This is a genomic window from Parajatrophihabitans canadensis (assembly GCF_053764775.1).
Window position 1 is genome coordinate 4,611,222 of sequence record NZ_CM132445.1, and the last position, 18,455, is coordinate 4,629,676.

General features: G+C 63.2%; 18 protein-coding genes and 1 pseudogene. 13 read left to right on the plus strand and 6 right to left on the minus strand.

What is annotated here, in order from left to right:
* The first annotated feature begins 102 nt into the window (after positions 1-102).
* The 3 genes from ACSMXN_RS22155 (at position 103) to ACSMXN_RS22165 (ending at position 3,675) form a co-directional block, all read left to right on the plus strand.
* Entirely contained in the window at positions 103-987 is an 885-nt protein-coding gene (locus tag ACSMXN_RS22155; RefSeq protein WP_022914356.1) for a replication-relaxation family protein, read from the plus strand.
* Positions 988-1,131: 144 nt separating this feature from the next.
* Positions 1,132-1,419, plus strand: a complete 288-nt coding sequence (locus tag ACSMXN_RS22160) for a hypothetical protein (protein ID WP_155958450.1) — start codon at positions 1,132-1,134, stop codon at positions 1,417-1,419.
* A gap of 180 nt (positions 1,420-1,599) precedes the next feature.
* Positions 1,600-3,675 (plus strand): recombinase family protein, encoded by a 2,076-nt coding sequence (locus tag ACSMXN_RS22165; RefSeq protein ID WP_022914354.1) that lies wholly within the window; start codon positions 1,600-1,602, stop codon positions 3,673-3,675.
* A gap of 19 nt (positions 3,676-3,694) precedes the next feature.
* Here the strand turns inward: ACSMXN_RS22165 and ACSMXN_RS22170 are convergent, their stop codons facing one another.
* The gene (locus ACSMXN_RS22170; protein ID WP_027139690.1) at positions 3,695-4,207 is read right to left on the minus strand and encodes a tRNA (cytidine(34)-2'-O)-methyltransferase; all 513 of its coding nucleotides are present in this window, start codon (positions 4,205-4,207) and stop codon (positions 3,695-3,697) included.
* Between the two features lie 41 nt (positions 4,208-4,248).
* On the opposite strand from ACSMXN_RS22170, the gene ACSMXN_RS22175 reads away from it, so the two are divergent.
* Positions 4,249-5,049, plus strand: a complete 801-nt coding sequence (locus tag ACSMXN_RS22175) for a TrmH family RNA methyltransferase (protein ID WP_022914352.1) — start codon at positions 4,249-4,251, stop codon at positions 5,047-5,049.
* A 225-nt stretch (positions 5,050-5,274) separates the two neighbouring features.
* Positions 5,275-6,198 (plus strand): annotated as a pseudogene (locus ACSMXN_RS22180) (DUF222 domain-containing protein); the annotation flags it as partial.
* Positions 6,199-6,523: 325 nt separating this feature from the next.
* On the opposite strand, the gene ACSMXN_RS22185 reads toward ACSMXN_RS22180, so the two are convergent.
* Entirely contained in the window at positions 6,524-7,477 is a 954-nt protein-coding gene (locus tag ACSMXN_RS22185) for a DMT family transporter (protein WP_022914349.1), read from the minus strand.
* A gap of 71 nt (positions 7,478-7,548) precedes the next feature.
* Here ACSMXN_RS22185 and ACSMXN_RS22190 point away from each other — a divergent pair, with 71 nt between their 5' ends.
* Positions 7,549-8,490, plus strand: a complete 942-nt coding sequence (locus ACSMXN_RS22190) for a LysR substrate-binding domain-containing protein (protein ID WP_022914348.1) — start codon at positions 7,549-7,551, stop codon at positions 8,488-8,490.
* Positions 8,491-8,499: 9 nt separating this feature from the next.
* Entirely contained in the window at positions 8,500-8,817 is a 318-nt protein-coding gene (locus ACSMXN_RS22195) for a hypothetical protein (protein WP_022914347.1), read from the plus strand.
* Positions 8,818-8,824: 7 nt separating this feature from the next.
* Here ACSMXN_RS22195 and ACSMXN_RS22200 read toward each other — a convergent pair whose 3' ends face one another.
* Positions 8,825-9,478, minus strand: coding sequence for a VOC family protein (locus tag ACSMXN_RS22200; RefSeq protein ID WP_022914346.1), 654 nt, complete (start codon positions 9,476-9,478; stop codon positions 8,825-8,827).
* Positions 9,479-9,505: 27 nt separating this feature from the next.
* Positions 9,506-10,573 (minus strand): hypothetical protein, encoded by a 1,068-nt coding sequence (locus ACSMXN_RS22205; protein ID WP_155958449.1) that lies wholly within the window; start codon positions 10,571-10,573, stop codon positions 9,506-9,508.
* Between the two features lie 186 nt (positions 10,574-10,759).
* On the opposite strand from ACSMXN_RS22205, the gene ACSMXN_RS22210 reads away from it, so the two are divergent.
* From ACSMXN_RS22210 to ACSMXN_RS22225, 4 genes are read left to right on the plus strand one after another with little or no spacing between them, the layout of a single operon-like run.
* Positions 10,760-12,355, plus strand: coding sequence for an MFS transporter (locus ACSMXN_RS22210; RefSeq protein WP_022914344.1), 1,596 nt, complete (start codon positions 10,760-10,762; stop codon positions 12,353-12,355).
* Between the two features lie 11 nt (positions 12,356-12,366).
* Positions 12,367-12,822, plus strand: a complete 456-nt coding sequence (locus ACSMXN_RS22215; protein ID WP_022914343.1) for a VOC family protein — start codon at positions 12,367-12,369, stop codon at positions 12,820-12,822.
* Positions 12,823-12,867: 45 nt separating this feature from the next.
* Positions 12,868-13,578, plus strand: a complete 711-nt coding sequence (locus tag ACSMXN_RS22220; protein WP_022914342.1) for a M24 family metallopeptidase — start codon at positions 12,868-12,870, stop codon at positions 13,576-13,578.
* Entirely contained in the window at positions 13,575-14,336 is a 762-nt protein-coding gene (locus ACSMXN_RS22225) for a class I SAM-dependent methyltransferase (protein WP_035944214.1), read from the plus strand. The genes ACSMXN_RS22220 and ACSMXN_RS22225 overlap by 4 nt, the downstream gene beginning before the upstream one ends.
* Positions 14,337-14,348: 12 nt before the next feature.
* Here the strand turns inward: ACSMXN_RS22225 and ACSMXN_RS22230 are convergent, their stop codons facing one another.
* Both ACSMXN_RS22230 and ACSMXN_RS22235 read right to left on the minus strand, forming a co-directional pair.
* Entirely contained in the window at positions 14,349-14,750 is a 402-nt protein-coding gene (locus ACSMXN_RS22230; RefSeq protein ID WP_022914340.1) for a gamma-glutamylcyclotransferase family protein, read from the minus strand.
* 8 nt (positions 14,751-14,758) lie between these two features.
* Positions 14,759-15,373 carry a cysteine hydrolase gene (locus ACSMXN_RS22235; protein WP_022914339.1) on the minus strand — a complete coding sequence of 205 codons (615 nt, stop codon included), beginning with the start codon at positions 15,371-15,373 and terminating at the stop codon, positions 14,759-14,761.
* Between the two features lie 174 nt (positions 15,374-15,547).
* Between ACSMXN_RS22235 and ACSMXN_RS22240 the strand changes: the two genes are divergently transcribed.
* The gene (locus ACSMXN_RS22240; RefSeq protein WP_155958462.1) at positions 15,548-16,825 is read left to right on the plus strand and encodes a helix-turn-helix domain-containing protein; all 1,278 of its coding nucleotides are present in this window, start codon (positions 15,548-15,550) and stop codon (positions 16,823-16,825) included.
* A 105-nt stretch (positions 16,826-16,930) separates the two neighbouring features.
* On the plus strand, positions 16,931-18,454 hold the full coding sequence (gene exaC / locus ACSMXN_RS22245; protein ID WP_022914337.1) for an acetaldehyde dehydrogenase ExaC: 1,524 nt from the start codon (positions 16,931-16,933) through the stop codon (positions 18,452-18,454).
* Position 18,455: the final 1 nt, after the last annotated feature.

An 18,455-nucleotide genomic window follows, 5' to 3' on the forward strand; every position in this document is an offset into this window, starting at 1 on the left:
GGGTCAGCGCAGCCGGTGCCACGGGGCCGTAGATAGGCGTGACTTGGCGAACAACCGTCAGGGTCTGACTGAGCTCGACCGACCCGAATCGGGAGTGCCCCGATGAGCCAGCGAAGCCTCGACCTCCTGCTTGAAGGCCTGTCTGAGCGAGACATCGCGGTGCTTAGTTCGATCGCGAGTTTCAGGCTTCTCACGACTCGCCAAGTCCAGAGACTGCACTTCGCTGACAATCACAACACGCCGGCGGCGGGTACTCGGGCCTGCACAAGGGTGCTGGGCCGGCTGAGGAGGTACAGGTTAGTGTCCAGCCTCGATCGCCGGATCGGCGGAATCCGCAAGGGCTCGGCCGGATTGGTTTGGCACCTTGGACCGACAGGCGAACGGCTTCTGCGCGACCTTCACGGGCATGCAAAACGTCGTCGATTCGTTGAGCCGTCACGACACTTTGTCAACCACACACTTGCCGTTGCAGGTCTGGCCATCCAGCTAACCGAAGCGGCCCGCGACAGCTCCTTTCAGCTGACACGAGTCCAGACGGAGCCGGGCAACTGGCAGCGATACTTGAATGCGTATGGCGCCCCGGCTTGGTTGAAACCCGACCTACACGTAGTCATTACCATAGGCGATTTCGAAGACCACTGGTTCATCGAGGCCGACCTCGACACGGAACATCTGCCGGTGATTCTGCGTCAGTGCCATTCGTACCACCAATACTTACTGAGCGGTCGGTACCAGAGCACCCATGGACTATTTCCGGCCGTGCTCTGGGTAACGCCTACCGAGGCTCGCGCAGCCGGCATCCGCGCTGCGATAGACGCCGAGCCCAGCCTGAGCAGACACGTTTTCAGGGTATGCACAAACGTCGAATTCATTGGCTTCTTCGCGGCCGGCGCCGAACACCTCTTACCGATATCGAACCAAGGAGGTAACAGCAAGGCTCATCTAGCTGGCGAGCAAGGCAACGACACTAAGACGCTTCACGGTTGAATGAACATGCTGCATAGAGATTCCGTATATGATAAGGCGAGACGGGAACAGGAACACGAAGCGGTAGTCAGAGTACTGGTCACGTTGCTCGAGGCTCGAAATTCGCGTGCGAGGTCCACACCGCTTGTCGGGCGAGGCGAGTACGTGGAGGAGATCCGCGCGCTCTTGGTATTGCTTAACCTCGACGCGTCGGACGATCTGTCCGAGGTCGACAGAATCGCTGAGACGTTCCTTGGCGTATTTCCGCATGTCGATGCCGTTGTCAATGCCGTTACAGATGCTGGGCGTTGGCAGGCAGAGCTCGACGCATTCGCTCGCGAGCGAGGTCTAACCGGCTTTGTAGCGCTCGATCGAAGCGCATTAACCGCGATTGCCGAACAAATGGTCTATGCGGTCCCCGCGCATCGCGCGGTATATGCGTTCTGGAGGTAGAAATCTCTGCGAGGGGTGAACCTCCTGGTGGCGATCTGACTCGAATTCGTCGTGCCGGTAATTGTGTCAATCGACTGGATCGATATGGTACTTGGAGGTAATATGTCCGATGCCCTCGGAGACGCCGCAGCAAATAAATGTAGGTCAAATGCCAAGGCGTGGAAAGGGGAAAATACAGTCATGACCAATCGACGCGAGCGGGATAACCGAACCGATCAATCGATCACCGACCGGGCAGGCGCACGCGAACGTGACCTGAAAGCCACCAACGAGGACGCTGCGTTCGTCAGCGCCTACGCCTACGCCGAGTCTGACGATTCCCCATTTGAAGGTCCCATCGCTGCTTCAACGGAGCAGAGAGACGACGACTCATCGTCCGAAGATGCTGAGCCCGGCACTCGGGCACTTTTGTATCTCCGCGTGTCCTCGAACGGCCAGGTCAACACCGATTACGACCCCGAAGGTCTATCGATCCCGGCTCAACGAGCCTCATGCCTTCGTAAAGCTGCGCAACTTGGCCTAACGATCGTCGGCGAGTATGTGGAGCCAGGCAAGTCCGGCACCGAGATGACACGTCGCGTCGCCTTCCAACAGATGCTCGAACGAGTCCGACGAACCCGTGACGTGGACGCCATCATCGTCTACGAGCTTTCCCGCTTAGCTCGAAACCGGATCGACGACGCAATCGTCATGGCTGATCTACGCAAACGCGGTGTCACCCTCATCTCCGCCACAGAAAACATCGATGCGACTCCGGTCGGCCAGCTAATGCACGGCCTGCTGGCCGCGTTTAACGAGTACCGCTCGGCAAAGGATGGTGCGGACATTGCTTACAAAATGGGCGAGAAGGCTAAGAAGGGCGGCACGCTCGGCCGCGCCCCGATCGGCTACCTGAACACGATTGATCGCGTCGAAGGACGCGAGATCCGCTCTGTCTCGATCGATCGGGTCCGGGCGCCCTTCGTGCGATTAGCGTTCGAGCTCTACGCGGATGGCAGCACCACGATCGAGGATATTGCCGGGATCCTGACCGACCGAGGATTGACCACCCGTCCGACCGGGGCGCGCGTTGCTGGACCGATTTCGTATTCCAAACTTGCTCAGCTGCTGCGCGACCCCTACTACCTCGGCATCATCACGTACAAGGGAGACGCCTACGCCGGCCGGCATGAGCCGCTTATCTCTGACGAGCTCTTCAGCCGCGTCCAAGAGTTGCTGGACGCCCGCAGCGTTTCCGGGGAACGACGCCGAACGAACCACCACTACCTGAAAGGTAGTCTCTTCTGCGGTCGCTGCTGGCGAGCCGAGCGTGTGCTCCGGCGGATGATCGTGCAGCGGGCAATCGGACGGGCAGGAGGAGAGTACTTCTACTTCTTCTGTCGTGGCGTTCAAGACCATGTATGCGACGCTCCGTACAGCAACTTGAGCAGGGTCGAAGACGCCGTCACCGAACACTACAAGACTATTCGCTTCACGCCCGAGTTCATCAGCACCATGCGAGGCGTCGTACAAGACACCCTTGCCGACAGTAAGGCCGCCCAACGTCTGTTACACCGCCAGCTGCAGGACCAGCTCGCCAAGCTGAACGTCCAGGAGGAGAACCTACTCGACTTGGCAGCCGACGGAGCGCTCCCGCAAGTCAAGATCCGGTCGAGGCTGCGCGCTGTGGAACTCCAACGCGCGAAGCTGCGGATTCAGCTTGACGCTGTGACCGATGATCTCAGAGGCGCTTCGGCCTACCTCGACCGCTGCCTGCAACTTCTCGAATCCCCCCATGAGCTATATGCCCTGGCCGGCGACGAAGTGAGGCGCAAATTGAATCAGGCGGTCTTCGCCAGACTATGGATCCACGACGACGAGGTCGCCGCACACGACCTCAAAGATCCGTTCGCCGAGCTACACGCCGTGCAAGAAGGCCTGCAGGTGCGCTCCACGCGCCAGGTCGGCAATCCCAACGAGATCGCTCAGCGAGCACTTGCTCGACACGCCCCAGAACGAAGCAACGCCGCCCGTACGGGCGGCGTTGCTCAAACCAAGGTGGACGACTTACTGGCCTCGGCGCAACAAGGCGATGGTTGCAGTAAGGCGCAGCTGGTGCCGCCGGGAGGAATCGAACCTCCCGCATCGCCCGTGCTCGACTGCCACGTCGTGAGACGTCGTCTGTCGGTGAGAACCACCATCGCATCCAGGGTCGGCACCTTATGTAACCGCACAGTCGTCGCGCATCTTCCCCTGGCACGCCACGAAGTGGCCTGAGACACAGGGCCGTCGCTGCTCACACTGCTCCAGAGAAGCCGTTCTGCCGCCAGGCTTCGTAAACCGCAATCGCTGCAGCGTTCGACAGATTCAGCGATCGCCGACCCGCCAGCATCGGGATCCGAACGCGCTCGGTAACTCGCGGATCACTCAGCACATCCTCGGACAGGCCCGTGGGCTCCGGGCCGAACATCAGCACGTCGCCGGGCCGGTAGGCGATCTCGGCAAACGACAGAGTTGCCTTTGCAGTGAAAGCGAAAACCCGCGGCGGTCGGCCCGGCTCAGTCGAGGATGGATCGGGATTCGCGACGTGGCCACCCAGAAGTACCGGCCACGCGGCAACCAGGTTCTCGTGTACTCGGACGGACGCAAGGTCGTGATAGTCAAGCCCCGCGCGACGCAATTGGGCATCGGATAAATCGAAATCGAGCGGGCCGATCAGATGCAGCTCGCACCCGGTGGCCGCCACCATTCTGATGGCGTTACCGGTATTGGGTGGGATCTTCGGCTCAACGAACGCAACGTGAAACACTTGACAGATCATGCCAGGCTTCCGAGGTTAGGCCATCGACGGTGCAGATCGGTACAAGTCATCCAGCGGTCCGCCAGGTACTGGCACTGCAACGCAATCAAGCCTCTGACGATGAGAATCTCACGCTTGCTGAAGGCTTATGGGCTTGTCAGTCCGTACTCGACTCCGGCCTGCGCGTCCCGCTCTTCCTCTGGTGCCCTGACGCGCTTCGTGGCCCAGAAGCAGCCGAATTGGCGGCCAAAATGGCCGATCTTGCCGAGGAGAGCTACCAAATCTCCGCGCGGACTCTCGACCGATTGGCCGATCGTGACAAGCCAGACGGCCTGATCTCGGTAGTAGAAATGGCCTCCTGGCAGCCGGCCGACCTTGCCCTGGACGCCAGCGCACTCGTGCTTGTGGCCGACGGCATCGAGCAACCGGGCAACCTTGGCACCCTCGTCCGAACCCTTGATGCTTGCGGTGCCGATGCCCTCATCATGACGAACACCCGGACGAAGCGCACCAACGTCAAGGTGTTCCGCGCCAGCCACGGCACGATACTGCGCATCCCCACAGTTTCGTTCGATTCGATTTTGCAAGCACAAACGTGGTTGGACGAGCACGGCTTTCGGGTTTACCTCGCAGACACCGACGGTGCCTCTCGTTACTCCGACGCCAACTACGGCCCCCGCACTGCAATCGTGATGGGCAACGAACGGTTCGGCATCTCTCCGGATTGGTATACCGAATCGGCGGCCAAGGTTTTCATTCCCATGCTGGGCGTAGCAGATTCGCTGAACGTGTCGATCTCAGCCGCCGTCTTGTTGTACGAAGCACGATCGCAGTTGAGCCACTGGCGATAGGTCTTCGCGAATCGTGTAACTCTCGGCATCGATACGATGCCGGGTGTTACACGATCGGAATTTGGGTAGCGGGCTGCCCAACCATCGACTAAAATCGAACAGGTGAGCGATTCTGAGGTATCGGTGGCGGCGCAGGCTAATGCTGCGTGGGCCCAGATCGCCACTGCGCTCGACACCCTCTTGGGGTTGGACTATGACCGGCTCACCGACGCAGAGGTGCTGGACGTGCTGCGCAGCGGGGAGCAGCAGACCCGCCGGTTTCCCGCGGTCGAGGCCCAGGTGCTGACCCAACTCGTGAACCGGGGTCTGGCCGCCGCACACAGTTTCCGGTCCGAGGCCTCGTTCGTTGCCGACCTGCTGCACCTAACGGCACGCCAGGCCGGTGACCGGCTACTGGTCGCACATCACTTCGGGCCGCGGCGCGCACTGACCGGTCCCGCGCTCGCCCCGTCATTCCCGGTCGTCGCGACCGCACTCGCCGGCGGCACGATCAGCCTCGGGCACGCTCAGGTGATCGCCGCCGCAGTCACCGACCTGCCTTCCGACGTCCAAGCCGAACACGGCGCCGAAGTCGAGCAGACGTTGACCGGCCACGCCGCCTCCTGTGACACTCGCCGGCTGCGCGACCTCGCCACCCGGATCGGCGCGCACCTCGCCCCGGACGGTCGGCTCGCTGAGGACCGTGACCGCATCCAGCAACACCGCCGCGCCTTGAGCCTGCACCGCCAACCGGATTCGGGCGGCATGCTGACCGGCTACCTCAGTCCGGCCTGCCAGGCGATCTGGGAAACCATCCTCACTCCGCTCGCCGCGGCTCGCCCGACCGACCTCACCGGTCCCGATGACCGCAGCCCGGCCCATCGCTGGCACGACGCCTTCGAACAGGCTGGCCGGCTACTGCTCGAGACCGGCCAACTGCCCGCCCATGCAGGCCTGGCCACCACCCTCGTGGTCAGCGTCGCGCTGACCGACCTAGAGCAGCGCATCGGACAGGCCACCACACACCACGGCGGCACCCTGTCGATCGCTGAGGCCATGCGCCTGGCCGCCGGACAACGCCTCATCCCCGTCGTTCTTGGCGACGCCGGGGAGTTACTTGCCCACGGCCGCACCCAACGACTGGCCAGCCGCACCCAGCGACTGGCGCTCTTCGCCCGCGACCGCGGCTGCAGCTTTCCCGACTGCACACGGCCCGCCGCCGAATCCCAAGTCCATCACGTCATCGACTGGGCCCAGGGCGGATTGACCAACCTCGACACGCTCACCATCACCTGCGGCTACCACAACAACGAAGCCCCGAAGAAGGGCTGGCAAACACTGATGATCGACGGTGTCCCGCACTGGAAACCACCGCCCTGGAGGGACCCGGATCGACGTCCCTTGCGCAACTACCACCATCATCCCGAATTGGCCCTGAAACCCAAGGACCCGGAAAACCAAACCGGTCCGGCCACGGCCGCCCAGACAGGGACCCTCACACCACCTGAGACGGCGGCACCCGACCGGCACTGCGCCGTGCCTGCAACACGATCACAGACGACAACACCGCCACGCCACCGAGAATCTGCACGCCCGTCAACCGCTCCGAATACACCAACGCCGCCGAGCAAACGGTGACCACGGGTTCAACGCAGGACAGGATGGCCGCGACCGATCCGCCGACCAGACGCAGGCCAGCCAAGAACGTCACGATGGCGACAACCGTCGGCACGATCGCAAATATCAACAGCCAGAACCAGCCAATCGAACTCGCCGGGCCGTGCAGATTGCCCGTCATTGCTGCGTACCCGCCGACACTCACCGTGGCGGCAGAACACACAATCGCTGACAGCAGATACACGTCGAAGTCTTCGGGCAAGCTGCCCGCCACCGTGATGTAGAGCGCGTAGGTGCCCGCTGCGCCGAGCGCCATCAAAACCCCGGGCAACGGCAACGCAGCAGCTCCGCCACCGTGCAGTAGCAACACCAGCCCAGCAGCCGAGCAGAGCAGCGCTATGAACTTGCGCGCCTCAGCCGACTCCTGCCGGCGCACAAGCGCGATGATCAGCACCAGAGCCGGGTAGATGTAGAGCAGTTGGGCAACTACCGACGCATCCAGCCGCGTCAGCGCACCGAAATAGAACGCTGACTGCAGGGCGTAGCCGATAGCGCCGAGACCAATCGCGGTCAACAGCGCGCGTCCTGACAAACGCGCGAGCGGCCGCGGAGCCGATAGGCCAGCGCGGCTGCGCACCGCCACGATCAGCCAGAAGACAATCGCGGCCATGCCGAATCGACCGGCAAGCATCGACGGCACATTGAAACCAGCACTGAATGCTTCTTTAGCCACCACCGCGGCCAGGCCAAACGAGGCCCCCGACACCACGCACAGCACGAGACCGCGGCGCGTGCCCGCGGTCACCTGCGGTGCCGGAGCGAGTGTCGTCATGTCACGACCGTAAGGCCGGAGGCATTGCCAGCGGTAGGCTATGACTCCTTGAGATACCCAAGGAGATTCCTTTGATTACTCTCCATCAACTGCGTTGCTACCTCGCAACCATCGAGCACGGCTCGTTCACCGCCGCGGCCGATGCGCTCGACATGGCTCAACCGTCGGTATCGGAGCAGGTGCGTTTGCTCGAAAAGTCCGTCGATGCCGCGCTGTTCCGGCGTGCCGGCCGCGGCGTGGTGGCGACCGAAGCAGCCGAAGTACTTCGACCGTACGCAGAGAATGCCCTTGCTGCAGTGGACGAAGCCGCCCGCGCGGTTGCCTCCGTCCGCGATGTCGTCGGCGGCACCGTCCGCTTCGGTGTCTTCGGCACCGCCCGGATCTACCTCACCGGCGACCTCGTGGCCGACATGTTGGCTCAGCATCCAGGCATCAGACTCGAACTCGTCGGCCAGAACTCGTTGGACGTGCTCGAAGCGCTGCGGCGCGGACGACTCGAGGCCGCGATCATCGCGTTGCCGATCGATGACGACGGCCTGCAGATCAGCCCGGTGATGCGCGATGAAGTCGTCTACGTCAGCGCCGACCCCGCCCGGCTCGCCAAACCGGTCACCGCCGCCGACCTCGCTACCGCGCCGTTGGTGCTCTCAGAGGCCAGTTGGGGCGACACCGACTCGACCCGCCGGCAGCTACAGCGGGCGGTCCAATCGACCGGCCGAACGTTGACGCCGCGGATCGAAGTCGAAGATATCGAGACCGCGCTCGAGATCGCAGCCCTCGGCCTCGCGGACGCCATCACGGCCCGCGGGATCCTGCACCGACTCGGCGACCGGCTCTCTCCCAACCTCGGTTGGGTACCGTTGCGTCCCAGGATCTACGACGAATTTGCGGTGGTGCATCGTCGCGGTGTCGAGCTGTCTCCGGCCAGCAGCGCGGTCGTGGCGCTCGCGGTTGACCGCATGCGCGCCATCGATCGAGCGGTGCGCGCCCGGCCCTCACGCGACGCCAGCTAGCCTGACCGAGTGCCGGTCATCACCGTATTCGGGCCGCCCTTGAGTCCGGCGGAGATCAACCTCGCACTCATCGCCATCAACGCTGCCACGGCACGGTCGCTGGGGATACCTGCCGACACCGTCCACAGCACGTTCGTCGCCGCCTCAGCGTCGGCAATCGGCACGAAAGGCGGCCCGGCCAGACCCGTCGCCGTCGTCTACGCCCCGCTACCCGAACCCACGCAGTTGGCCGCCGCGACAAAGGCCGTTGCCTCCGTACTCGGCGGGGTGTGGGGTATTTCCAGCGACCAGGCCCGGGTGCAGTGGCTGGCAACCGCGTCAGCCTAAGGCCGGCTCAATCCAACGTGATCTCGCCATGGCTCGTCCACAACACTGCTCGCAGCCCCACGACTGGACCTTGCTCGAATGCCAGATCGATATCCAGCGCGGCCAGGTGCTGCTCAGCCACAGCGAGGTTTGCCCCAACCGCGACCAACGAATGCAGTTCAACCATCGGCAGCGACGGGTTCTCGGTCGGGTGGCTGCTCGCCTCCCAGTCGATGAGAAACGGCACGATGCCGAACACCCCGTCCTCGCCAACGGTGTCCGGGGTCAACCGCCACTGCAACAGACCTCCGGTCGTGGTGACACGCGACATCTGCGCGGGCTCGCCCGGGTCGTAACCGGCTTGCTTCGCGGCGTCAATCGTCGCAGTGAGATCAGCCGGACGCAGGCACCAGGTGAGCAGTCGGGGCGAGCTGAGGTCGTCGACACCAAACGGTCGCGGTCGATCGGGGGCCGGCGATGCCGGGTCGGGACCGATCAGCTCCAGATACCCCACCGTGCTGGAGCCATCCGTCAACCCGACCAGATAGTTGGCGGTGCCAAGACCCAGGTGCCGGCCACCCGGCATCGGCTCGACACCGGTCAATGCGGAGAATGCCGATACCCCGTCAGCGAGATCGGGCACACCATAGACGAGATGATCGAGGTCGCGCGGGATCGCCATGGCGCCACCCTATCTAGCGCAACCCACTCAGCCTTGGTAGCAACGGGTCCGCGACAAGTCGAGCGCCCGCATGAATTGAGGCCCCAGTGAATAGGCGTACCCATTGCTCGGCACAACCGGCCCGGTGAGGTTCGGAGCGACCGTCAACGTGTTACCCGTCCGGGCATCGCGACAGACCAGCGACCGCGTCCCGGAAATCCAGATAACGGTATCGCCCGCCCATATCGTCGGCACCGGATCAGCAGCTGCCAACCGAACCGAGGACGTTATTCGCAGCTTCTGCGGATCGAGATTAACCAACAACGGTGTGCCTTTCTCGTCCGTGCCGGCAACCCAAAGGTAGACGAAGACCAACGCCAGCGAGGCATGTTGCACATCAAGATCGAGACTCCGATACGTCCCGGCCTCGGCATCAAGGACGGCGAGGGTGGAACCACGACCATGGGGTGAAAGCGCAATGAGCTGGTCCCGAGTGGGATCGGCAACCATCGAAGAAACGGCCATGTCGCCGAACACCGCTATCTTCTGCGACCGCGTGTCGTCGAAGCTCATCCCGTAGATTCCGCTTGCCGCTGCCAGATACAGCCGACCGCGCAGGGCGACGGCGTTCGTAATCAGCGCCGGAGCCGAAGCCTCGTGCACCATCTTCAACGTGAGCGGGTCGAACTCCTTCAGCGTGGTGAGCGCCGGCTGAGGACCGTGCTGCAACAGCCAAACCCGTCCGGACGTGCCATCGAGGATGATCCGGTAACTGGTGTCGGCTACGAGGACGCGTCGCAACACCTGCTGCCGGTTCGTAGGGCCGATCCGCACCAGCTCGTCCAGCGCTTCTGGTCGCGACGTCAACACATAGAGGTACGGGCCGTTCGACGCGATATCGATCGGCGTGCCCGACAGCGGCACGACTGAGGTGTCCGGTTGAACGGTGAGCGCGCTGGGAGGCGGTGGGAGAACGGGATGGTCTGCTGACTTGTCCTGAGCGCGATGCTCGTTGAGCAGGCCCACCGTAGTCAGCAGCAGCACGGCCGCGATCGCGATCGCAAGCCCGCGATACCAGGTAGGCATCTCGGCGTTCCGGGATCGAAACACAGCCACCTCGACAGCATGCGCCTGGCGGTGGCCGCCGGTCACCTGACGATCACCAGTGGATCCAGATCGTTATTGGCTTCGCCGCGCTTCAATCGTCCGGATTGCCGTGTTATACAGAAATCACGCTTACCCAAGGACCTGCTTGCCAGAGACAACCCAAACAGATAGCCGCTCCATCAGAAGGGTGCCACCATGCACGTCCCGGATCGGCCTACAGCAGAGGGCGCTTCGAAGTCGAAGTACATCGCGCTGGCGGCAATGCTGTTTGCGGTCGCGATGACCTTCATCGATCAAACCATCGTGGCCATCGCCTCGCCGAGTATCCAATCGGAGCTGTCACTGACCAGAGGCGGGACGCAGTGGGTGGTCAACGCATATCTGCTGGCGCTCGCGGCCACCTTCGCGCTCGGTGGCCGGCTCGCCGACGTGCTCGGACATCGCCGAATGGTCACCATCGGAATCATCGGTTTCGCCGGCGCGTCCGCACTCTGTGGCGCAACCCCAAAAGGCTCATTGGCCGAAACCTGGATCATTTTTTTCCGGGTTGTGCAGGGGGTCGCCGGCGCGATCATGATTCCCGCGGCGCTGGCCATCGTCGTGGCGAGCTTTCCGATCACCGAACGAGGTAAGGCGCTGGCCATCTTCTTCGGCGTCAGCGGCGGACTAACGGCAATCGGCCCGATCGCGGGCGGCTACCTCACCGAGTGGACGTGGCGAGCGATCTTCTGGATCAACATTCCGGTGGCGGTAATCGCACTCATCCTCACGGTCATGGCTGACATCCCCGCATCGCGCCGGCGGGAGACCATCGACGCGGTCGGCGCAGTGCTGATAGCACTCGGCATGGGCCTATCGGTGCTGGGCTTCGAGCAGGCGCCGACCTGGGGCTGGAGCAACCCGGGCACCTGGTTGTGCATCGTCGGCGGAACAGTGATCATCGCGATCTTCGTCCGGGTGGAATCACGAACCGAAACTCCGTTGATCAGGGTGCAGATCTTCCGGGATCGAGCCTTCGTCGTCGACAACGGGGTGCTGTTCTTCTCGATGATCGCGTTCGTCCCGGTGTTCTTCTTCGCCAGCGTCTACTCACAGGTCTCGCTCGGCTTCAGTTCAACCGAGGCCGGGCTTTACCTGCTGATCTTCTTCGCCGGTTTCGCACCGGCAGCGCAGGTTGGCGGCCGCATGCTCGACAATGGCGGTGCCCGGCGGCCCATGGTGCTCGGGTCAGCTTTGGCGACGGTCGGCTTCGCACTCTGGGCCTCAAAGCTCACCAACCTCAGTCAAGCTGCGCAGTGGCCCTACATCGTGCTGGCCGGTGCCGGAATCGGGCTGTTGCTCGGCCCCGCCAGCACCGATGCCGTGAACCGGTCGATCGGCGCCTCGTACGGCGAGGTCACCGGCATCACCCAGACCGTCCGCAACTACGCCTCAACCCTCGGCATCGCCGTCCTCGGCACCGTGCTCACGACCGTGTTCACCAACCGGCTCACGACGTCGCTCGACGCGTTGAAGATACCGAGCAAGGTCGCCAAGTCCATCGCGCAAGGCTCGACCGAGGGCGGCGGCTCCGCAGCGTCAAACTCGGCGCCGGCCGCACTTCGAGGCCAGATAGATGCCGCCGTCGCGCACGATTTCGCCGTTGCCACTCAGTGGGTTCTGTACGGTATGGCGATTGCCTTGGGGATCTCGTTCTTCGTCGCGTTACGGCACCCCGGTGGCAAGCCGCAGGAACATGACTCGACCGAACCCGATTCGCGAGCAGACTCTGCACCGTCGGTATCGACTTAGGGGTGGGAACCATGCCCGTCCCTTTGCAACTCGTGATGGACGCCAACAACCCGAGCGTGCTCGTCCGGTTCTGGGCCACCGCTCTGGGCTATGAGATCGCGCCCGCCCCGGACGGCTTCGCGACCTGGAATGACTTCTACCGCAGCATCGGTGTTGCCGAAGATGAACTCGACCTCGACGGCGACGGCAGCGACCGGCTGATCGATCCGAGCGGACGGGGGCCGAGCATTTGGTTTCAACCGGTGCCAGAGACGAAGTCGATCAAGAATCGCCTGCACCTCGACTTGGGCGTCAGCGGCGGGCGCAGCGTACCGCTGGAGCTCCGCAAGGCCCGGGTGGACGCTGAGGTCGAGCGGCTCGTGGCCGCTGGTGCGAAACGGATCGGTGTGGTCCCGAGCGAGGGCGTCGTCGGCCACTACGGCGTTGCGATGCAAGACCCCGAAGGTGCCGAGTTCTGCGTGCACTGATGCCCGAGCAAGAATTGGCTGGCGGCGACGCGATACGGTTTGTCGGTGACCGAAACGATCGAGACCGAGAGCGTCCGGGTCGCGAAACTGCTCGATGCGCAAGCCAAGGCAGCCGAGCTTTTCGTCGCGGTAGGGAGCAGCGGGCTCATCGCGCCAGGTGTCCTTGAAACGACGGCCAGTAACGCGATTCGCGACCTCGCCGCCGACATGTTCGGTGTGAGCAGGTTCTGGCACAAGCGAATTGTTCGGGCCGGGGCGAACACCCTCGAGCCCTATCGGCAGAACCCGCCCGATCGAGTGATCGCTGAGGACGACATCGTGTTCTGCGATTTCGGCCCGATCTTCGAAGAGTGGGAGGCCGACTTCGGTCGCACCTTCGTGCTCGGTACGGATCCGGTCAAACACCGGCTACGCGACGACCTGCCGGTGCTGTTCGACGCGGGCCGCGCGTACTTCGAATCGCAGCCGGGCATAACCGGTGAGCAACTCTTCGGCCATGTCGTCAGCTTGGCTGAAGGGGCCGGGTGGGAGTTCGGTGGCCGGATCGCCGGCCACCTCATCGGCGAGTTCCCGCACGAGAAGATCATCGGCGATGAGATTCAGTACGACATCGCACCGGGCAGTGACAAGCCGATGCGGCGCCTCGATCACACCGGCCGAGTGTGCCACTGGATTCTTGAGATTCACCTGGTGGATCGCCAACGTCAGATCGGCGGCTTCTACGAAGAACTGCTCGATATCGGCCCCGCGGCATGATGTTGGCCGGCGACTACGACTACGAGCTTGGCGGCTCGGGCTACGCGCAGCAGCGTCGGCCCGATGAACGGATCGCGCGCTACATCCACGATGCGCTCGGCAATGCCAAGACCGTGCTCAACGTTGGGGCGGGCGCCGGTTCATACGAGCCGAGCGACCGAGCGGTGACCGCGGTTGAACCGTCGGCCACGATGCGATCCCAACGCCCAGCCCACCTCAGCGAGGCCATCGATGCCGTCGCAGAAAACCTGCCGTTCGCCGACAACTCCTTCGACGCGGCGATGGCCACGGTCACGATTCATCAATGGCCGAATGTCGATCAGGGATTGCGCGAGCTTCGCCGCGTCAGTCGCGAGCCGGTCGTCATCCTCACCTTCGACGGCAGCGCGCTCGACTCGCTCTGGTTAGCCGACTACGCGCCCGAACTGATTGCCGCCGAGCGCGTCCGCTATCCCGCGATCGAGCACATCCAGCAGGTCCTCGGTGGGGAGAGTTCCGTCGTTGCCGTGCCGGTGCCGATCGATTGTGTGGACGGCTTCACCGAGGCGTACTACGCCCGGCCCGAACGCTTTCTCGACCCCGCCGTACGGCAGTCCCAGTCAGCATGGGGATTCATCGACGAGGCCACCGCAAATCGCTACGTCGAACGGTTGCGGGTGGAACTCGAATCGGGTGAGTGGGACCGCCGCTACGGCGCGCTGCGCACCCAGCCGGAGTTCGTCGGCGCGCTACGCCTGATCACTGCGTTGCCGGGCTGACAGTGCTGCGGGCTAGGTCAGCTCGTCGGCGGCGAGGTAAACCCACGCCAGATCACCCGAACCCAGCGTGACGAGCACCCGTCCGTAGTCGTCGACCTCGTATTCGTCGGCGGCTGCCAACTCGTCCGGAGTGATGACGAATACGGTGCCTTCGACGACATCGTCAGGATTGGTTGACCGGCGCACGATCGGATGGAGTGCCGATCCGCTCAACGCGACAACTTCGGCATCGGTGATCTCCACGAATGACATCCGGTGCCCGGGCAGCGAGTCCGGACGGCCGGGCAGCTCGCGCCCGAAGTTGGCGCGCTGCACCTCCTCCTGCTGCAGGGTGCCGTAAGAAAATAGCCGGACGATATCCGCCGCGCCGTCGTCAGCCGTGTCGTTGTCAGCCTCGCTTGCGTCCTCAGGCAATGTACGAGCTACTCCCCTGCCGCGAGTTCCTTGATGAACTCCGCTGACGACATCGGCTTTGAGAACATGGGGAAATCGTATTTTAGGGCATTGTCATGTTCTTCAACCGAGGTCGCTGCCACGCAGTCGTTCAGGGTGATCACCTGATAGCCGTTCTCGTACCCGCTGCGCATGGTGGATTCGACGCAGCAGTTCGTCAGGAAACCACCGAGGGCGATCGTCGTGATCCCCTTGCTACGTAACATGAAATCGAGATTCGTACTGGCGAACGTATCGAGGCCGCGCTTGCCCTCGACCACGATGTCACCATCGGCGGGCGCCAGTTCGTCGGTGATGGCCGCGCCCCAGGAGCCTTTGACGAAGGCGTTGCCGTCGACCACACCCTTGAGAATGCCGTATGGGTGGGAGCTGATCTCGTTGTAGCCCTCCGCGAACGTGATGGGAGCGTGCATCACGGTCGCGCCAGCTGCCCGAGCCGCGGCGGCGAGGTCGCGAGCATTCGACAGCATGTCGGTCTTGTCCATCACCTCCGAGACTGCGCCGTGCAGGACGCCACCTTCTGAGGTGAAATCGTTCTGGAATTCGATCAGTACTACTGCGGTGGTCTTCGGGTCGATCGACATGTCAACACCCCTACCTGAACGGGCTAGCCGCTACTGCGGTTTGCTCAAGATTCGCGCAACCTCGAGATTCGCGCAACCAAGGTATAACGGAGGCATTTGCGCAGAACACTTGGCTTGACCCGATTCGCGAGCTTGACTGTGGGCGTGGCCGCCGCCGATGACCTTCGCCGGGTGATGCACCGCGAGCATGCCGCTTTTCTCGAAACAGGCAGCCAACCGGCCACAGTCCGAACGGTCGTTGCCAACTCCTGGCTGCGCTCGGCGGCCGCCGGAATCGATCCTGATGCTCACCTGCCGCCCCTCGTGCTCGAGCACGACGACCTGCTCGAATATAGGTCCACACACCCCTTGTCCAGGGTGTTTCCGCTGCTGTACGACGTACTCGGCAAGGCCGCCGAGGACTGTGACTGCGTCATGGCCGTGGGCGACGCGGAGGGAAAGCTGCTGTGGGTATGTGGTACCCCTAGCGTCCTGCGTAAGGCCGAAGCGATGAACTTCGTCGAAGGCGCCGCATGGGACGAACTGCACGCCGGCACGAATGCCCCGGGCACCGCGTTGCACCTCGACGCCGCCGTCCAGATACACACCGCCGAGCATTTCAATCGCCTCGTCCAACCGTGGAGTTGCGCTGCGGCACCCATTCACGACCCCCAGACGCACAAGATCCTGGGTTTGGTCGACATCACCGGCGGCGAGGATGTCACGTCACCGCAGACACTGGCCATGGTCCGGGCCGCGGCGAGGATGGCCGAATCCGAACTCGGCAGGCTTGCTGCGGAGAGCTCAACCGCGCACCGCTCGCCGCCAGGCACGCTTTGGCTGCCCGCCGAGGCCGCCAAGCGCCCGGTCCTGCGGTTACACGGACTTGGGCGCCCTGAGTGTGTAGCCGAACTCAGTGCGCTGAGCGCAGGTTCGCGCCGCCTGAGCCCACGGCACAGTGAAATCCTCGTGGTGCTCGTCGATCATCCGCACGGCCTTACAGCAGAGGAACTCGAGGTCGAGGTCTATGCGGCAGACGTGCACGGTTCGACGATGCGGGCCGAGATGACCCGGCTGAGATCCTTGCTCGGGCCTGAGGTGTTGCAGTCAAGGCCGTACCGACTCGTGGCCGAGACCGACTGCGACTGGCAGGCCGTCGCCGCACAGCTAGCCGCCGGCCGCGTCCGCGACGCGCTGGCCGGCTACCACGGTCCGCTACTCCCGCAGTCTGAAGCGCCAGGAATCGTCGCGCGTCGCGACAGCCTGCAGGAACAGCTTCGTCAGGCGGTCCTTGCCTCTGCTCAGCCCGAGCTCATGGTGGCATGGACGCGATCGCGCTGGGGTGCCGATGACCTGCCGATGTGGCACGGACAGGCCGCGGCGCTACCCGACAGCTCACCGCTGCGACAGCTCGCGGTAGCCGAGATAGCTCGACTCGAACGGGAACTCGCGAATCCGACGCCGCTGCGCTGAAGCCTGCCCCGCATAGAGCGTTGCAACGTACTTGCAACGTTCTGCGACCTAGCCTGCGGCTGACAGCCCGCACTTCGGGGCGAAGCGAATCTAGGAGGCTCATCCATGACCATCTACGCATCACCTGGCCAAGCCGACAGCCCGGTCAGTGTCGAGTCCCGCTACGGAAACTTCATCGGCGGCGAGTTCGTCCCGCCGAGCAAGGGTGACTACTTCGAAAATCCCTCACCCGTCACAGGCCAGCCATTTGTCGAGGTGGCTCGGTCGACGGCGGAAGACATCGAACTTGCCCTCGACGCCGCCCACGGAGCCAAACGAGCCTGGGGAAGGACGACGGTGGCAGAACGTGCCAACATCTTGAACAAGATCGCCGATCGGATCGAGGAGAACCTCGAAATGCTTGCGATCGCCGAGACGTGGGAGAACGGTAAACCCGTCCGCGAATGCCTCGCCGCGGATCTGCCGCTCGCCGTTGACCATTTCCGCTATTTCGCAGGAGCGATCCGCGCTCAAGAAGGTGGCATCTCCGAGATCGACCCGGACACCATCGCCTACCACTTTCACGAGCCACTAGGCGTGGTCGGGCAGATCATTCCATGGAACTTCCCGATTCTGATGGCAACCTGGAAACTTGCGCCAGCGTTGGCCGGCGGAAACTGCGTGATCATCAAGCCCGCCGAGCAAACTCCGTGGTCACTACTGAAGGTCGTCGAGCTCATCGCCGATCTGCTGCCGCCGGGCGTCCTCAACGTGGTCAATGGTTTCGGGGTCGAGGCCGGCAAGCCGCTCGCCTCGTCCAGCCGAATCGCGAAGATCGCGTTCACCGGCGAGACCACCACTGGCCGCCTGATCTCCCAATATGCGAGTCAGAATCTGATTCCAGTAACACTTGAGTTGGGTGGCAAGAGCCCGAACATCTTCTTCGATAGCGTCGCGGCTGCTCGCGACGACTACTACGACAAGGCTCTCGAAGGGTTCACGATGTTCGCCCTCAACCAGGGTGAGGTCTGCACCTGCCCGTCACGGGCGCTGGTCCAGGGATCGATCTATGATCAGTTCGTCGGCGATGCGGTTGCGCGCACGAAGGCTGTCAAGCAGGGCAACCCGCTGGATTCGACAACCATGATCGGTGCGCAGGCCTCGAACGACCAGCTGGAGAAGATCCTTTCATACATTGACATCGGCAAGGCCGAAGGAGCCAAGGTACTCACCGGTGGTGGCCGCTCCGATCTCGGTGGCGAGCTGTCGGGCGGTTACTACGTTGACCCGACGATCTTCGAAGGCCACAACGGTATGCGGATCTTTCAAGAAGAGATCTTCGGCCCGGTGCTTTCGCTGACGAGGTTCGACGACGAAGACGACGCCCTCAAAATCGCCAACGACACCCTCTACGGCTTGGGTGCTGGTGTCTGGTCCCGCGACGGGTCGCAGGCCTATCGCGCCGGACGCGAGATTCAAGCCGGTCGGGTATGGACAAACTGCTATCACCAGTACCCGGCGCACGCTGCGTTCGGCGGCTACAAGCAATCTGGCGTAGGGCGCGAGAATCACAAGATGATGCTCGATCACTACCAGCAGACCAAGAACCTGCTGGTCTCATATTCGCCTAAGGCACTGGGCTTCTTCTAAA

Bases quoted from the DNA above. Each gene is read 5' to 3' on its own strand.
- ACSMXN_RS22155 (WP_022914356.1), top strand. From the start codon at position 103: ATGAGCCAGCGAAGCCTCGACCTCCTGCTTGAAGGCCTGTCTGAGCGA.
- ACSMXN_RS22165 (WP_022914354.1), top strand. From the start codon at position 1,600: ATGACCAATCGACGCGAGCGGGATAACCGAACCGATCAATCGATCACC.
- ACSMXN_RS22185 (WP_022914349.1), bottom strand. From the start codon at position 7,477: ATGACGACACTCGCTCCGGCACCGCAGGTGACCGCGGGCACGCGCCGC.
- ACSMXN_RS22200 (WP_022914346.1), bottom strand. From the start codon at position 9,478: ATGGCGATCCCGCGCGACCTCGATCATCTCGTCTATGGTGTGCCCGAT.
- ACSMXN_RS22210 (WP_022914344.1), top strand. From the start codon at position 10,760: ATGCACGTCCCGGATCGGCCTACAGCAGAGGGCGCTTCGAAGTCGAAG.
- ACSMXN_RS22215 (WP_022914343.1), top strand. From the start codon at position 12,367: ATGCCCGTCCCTTTGCAACTCGTGATGGACGCCAACAACCCGAGCGTG.
- ACSMXN_RS22225 (WP_035944214.1), top strand. From the start codon at position 13,575: ATGATGTTGGCCGGCGACTACGACTACGAGCTTGGCGGCTCGGGCTAC.
- ACSMXN_RS22235 (WP_022914339.1), bottom strand. From the start codon at position 15,373: ATGTCGATCGACCCGAAGACCACCGCAGTAGTACTGATCGAATTCCAG.
- ACSMXN_RS22240 (WP_155958462.1), top strand. From the start codon at position 15,548: ATGCACCGCGAGCATGCCGCTTTTCTCGAAACAGGCAGCCAACCGGCC.
- exaC (WP_022914337.1), top strand. From the start codon at position 16,931: ATGACCATCTACGCATCACCTGGCCAAGCCGACAGCCCGGTCAGTGTC.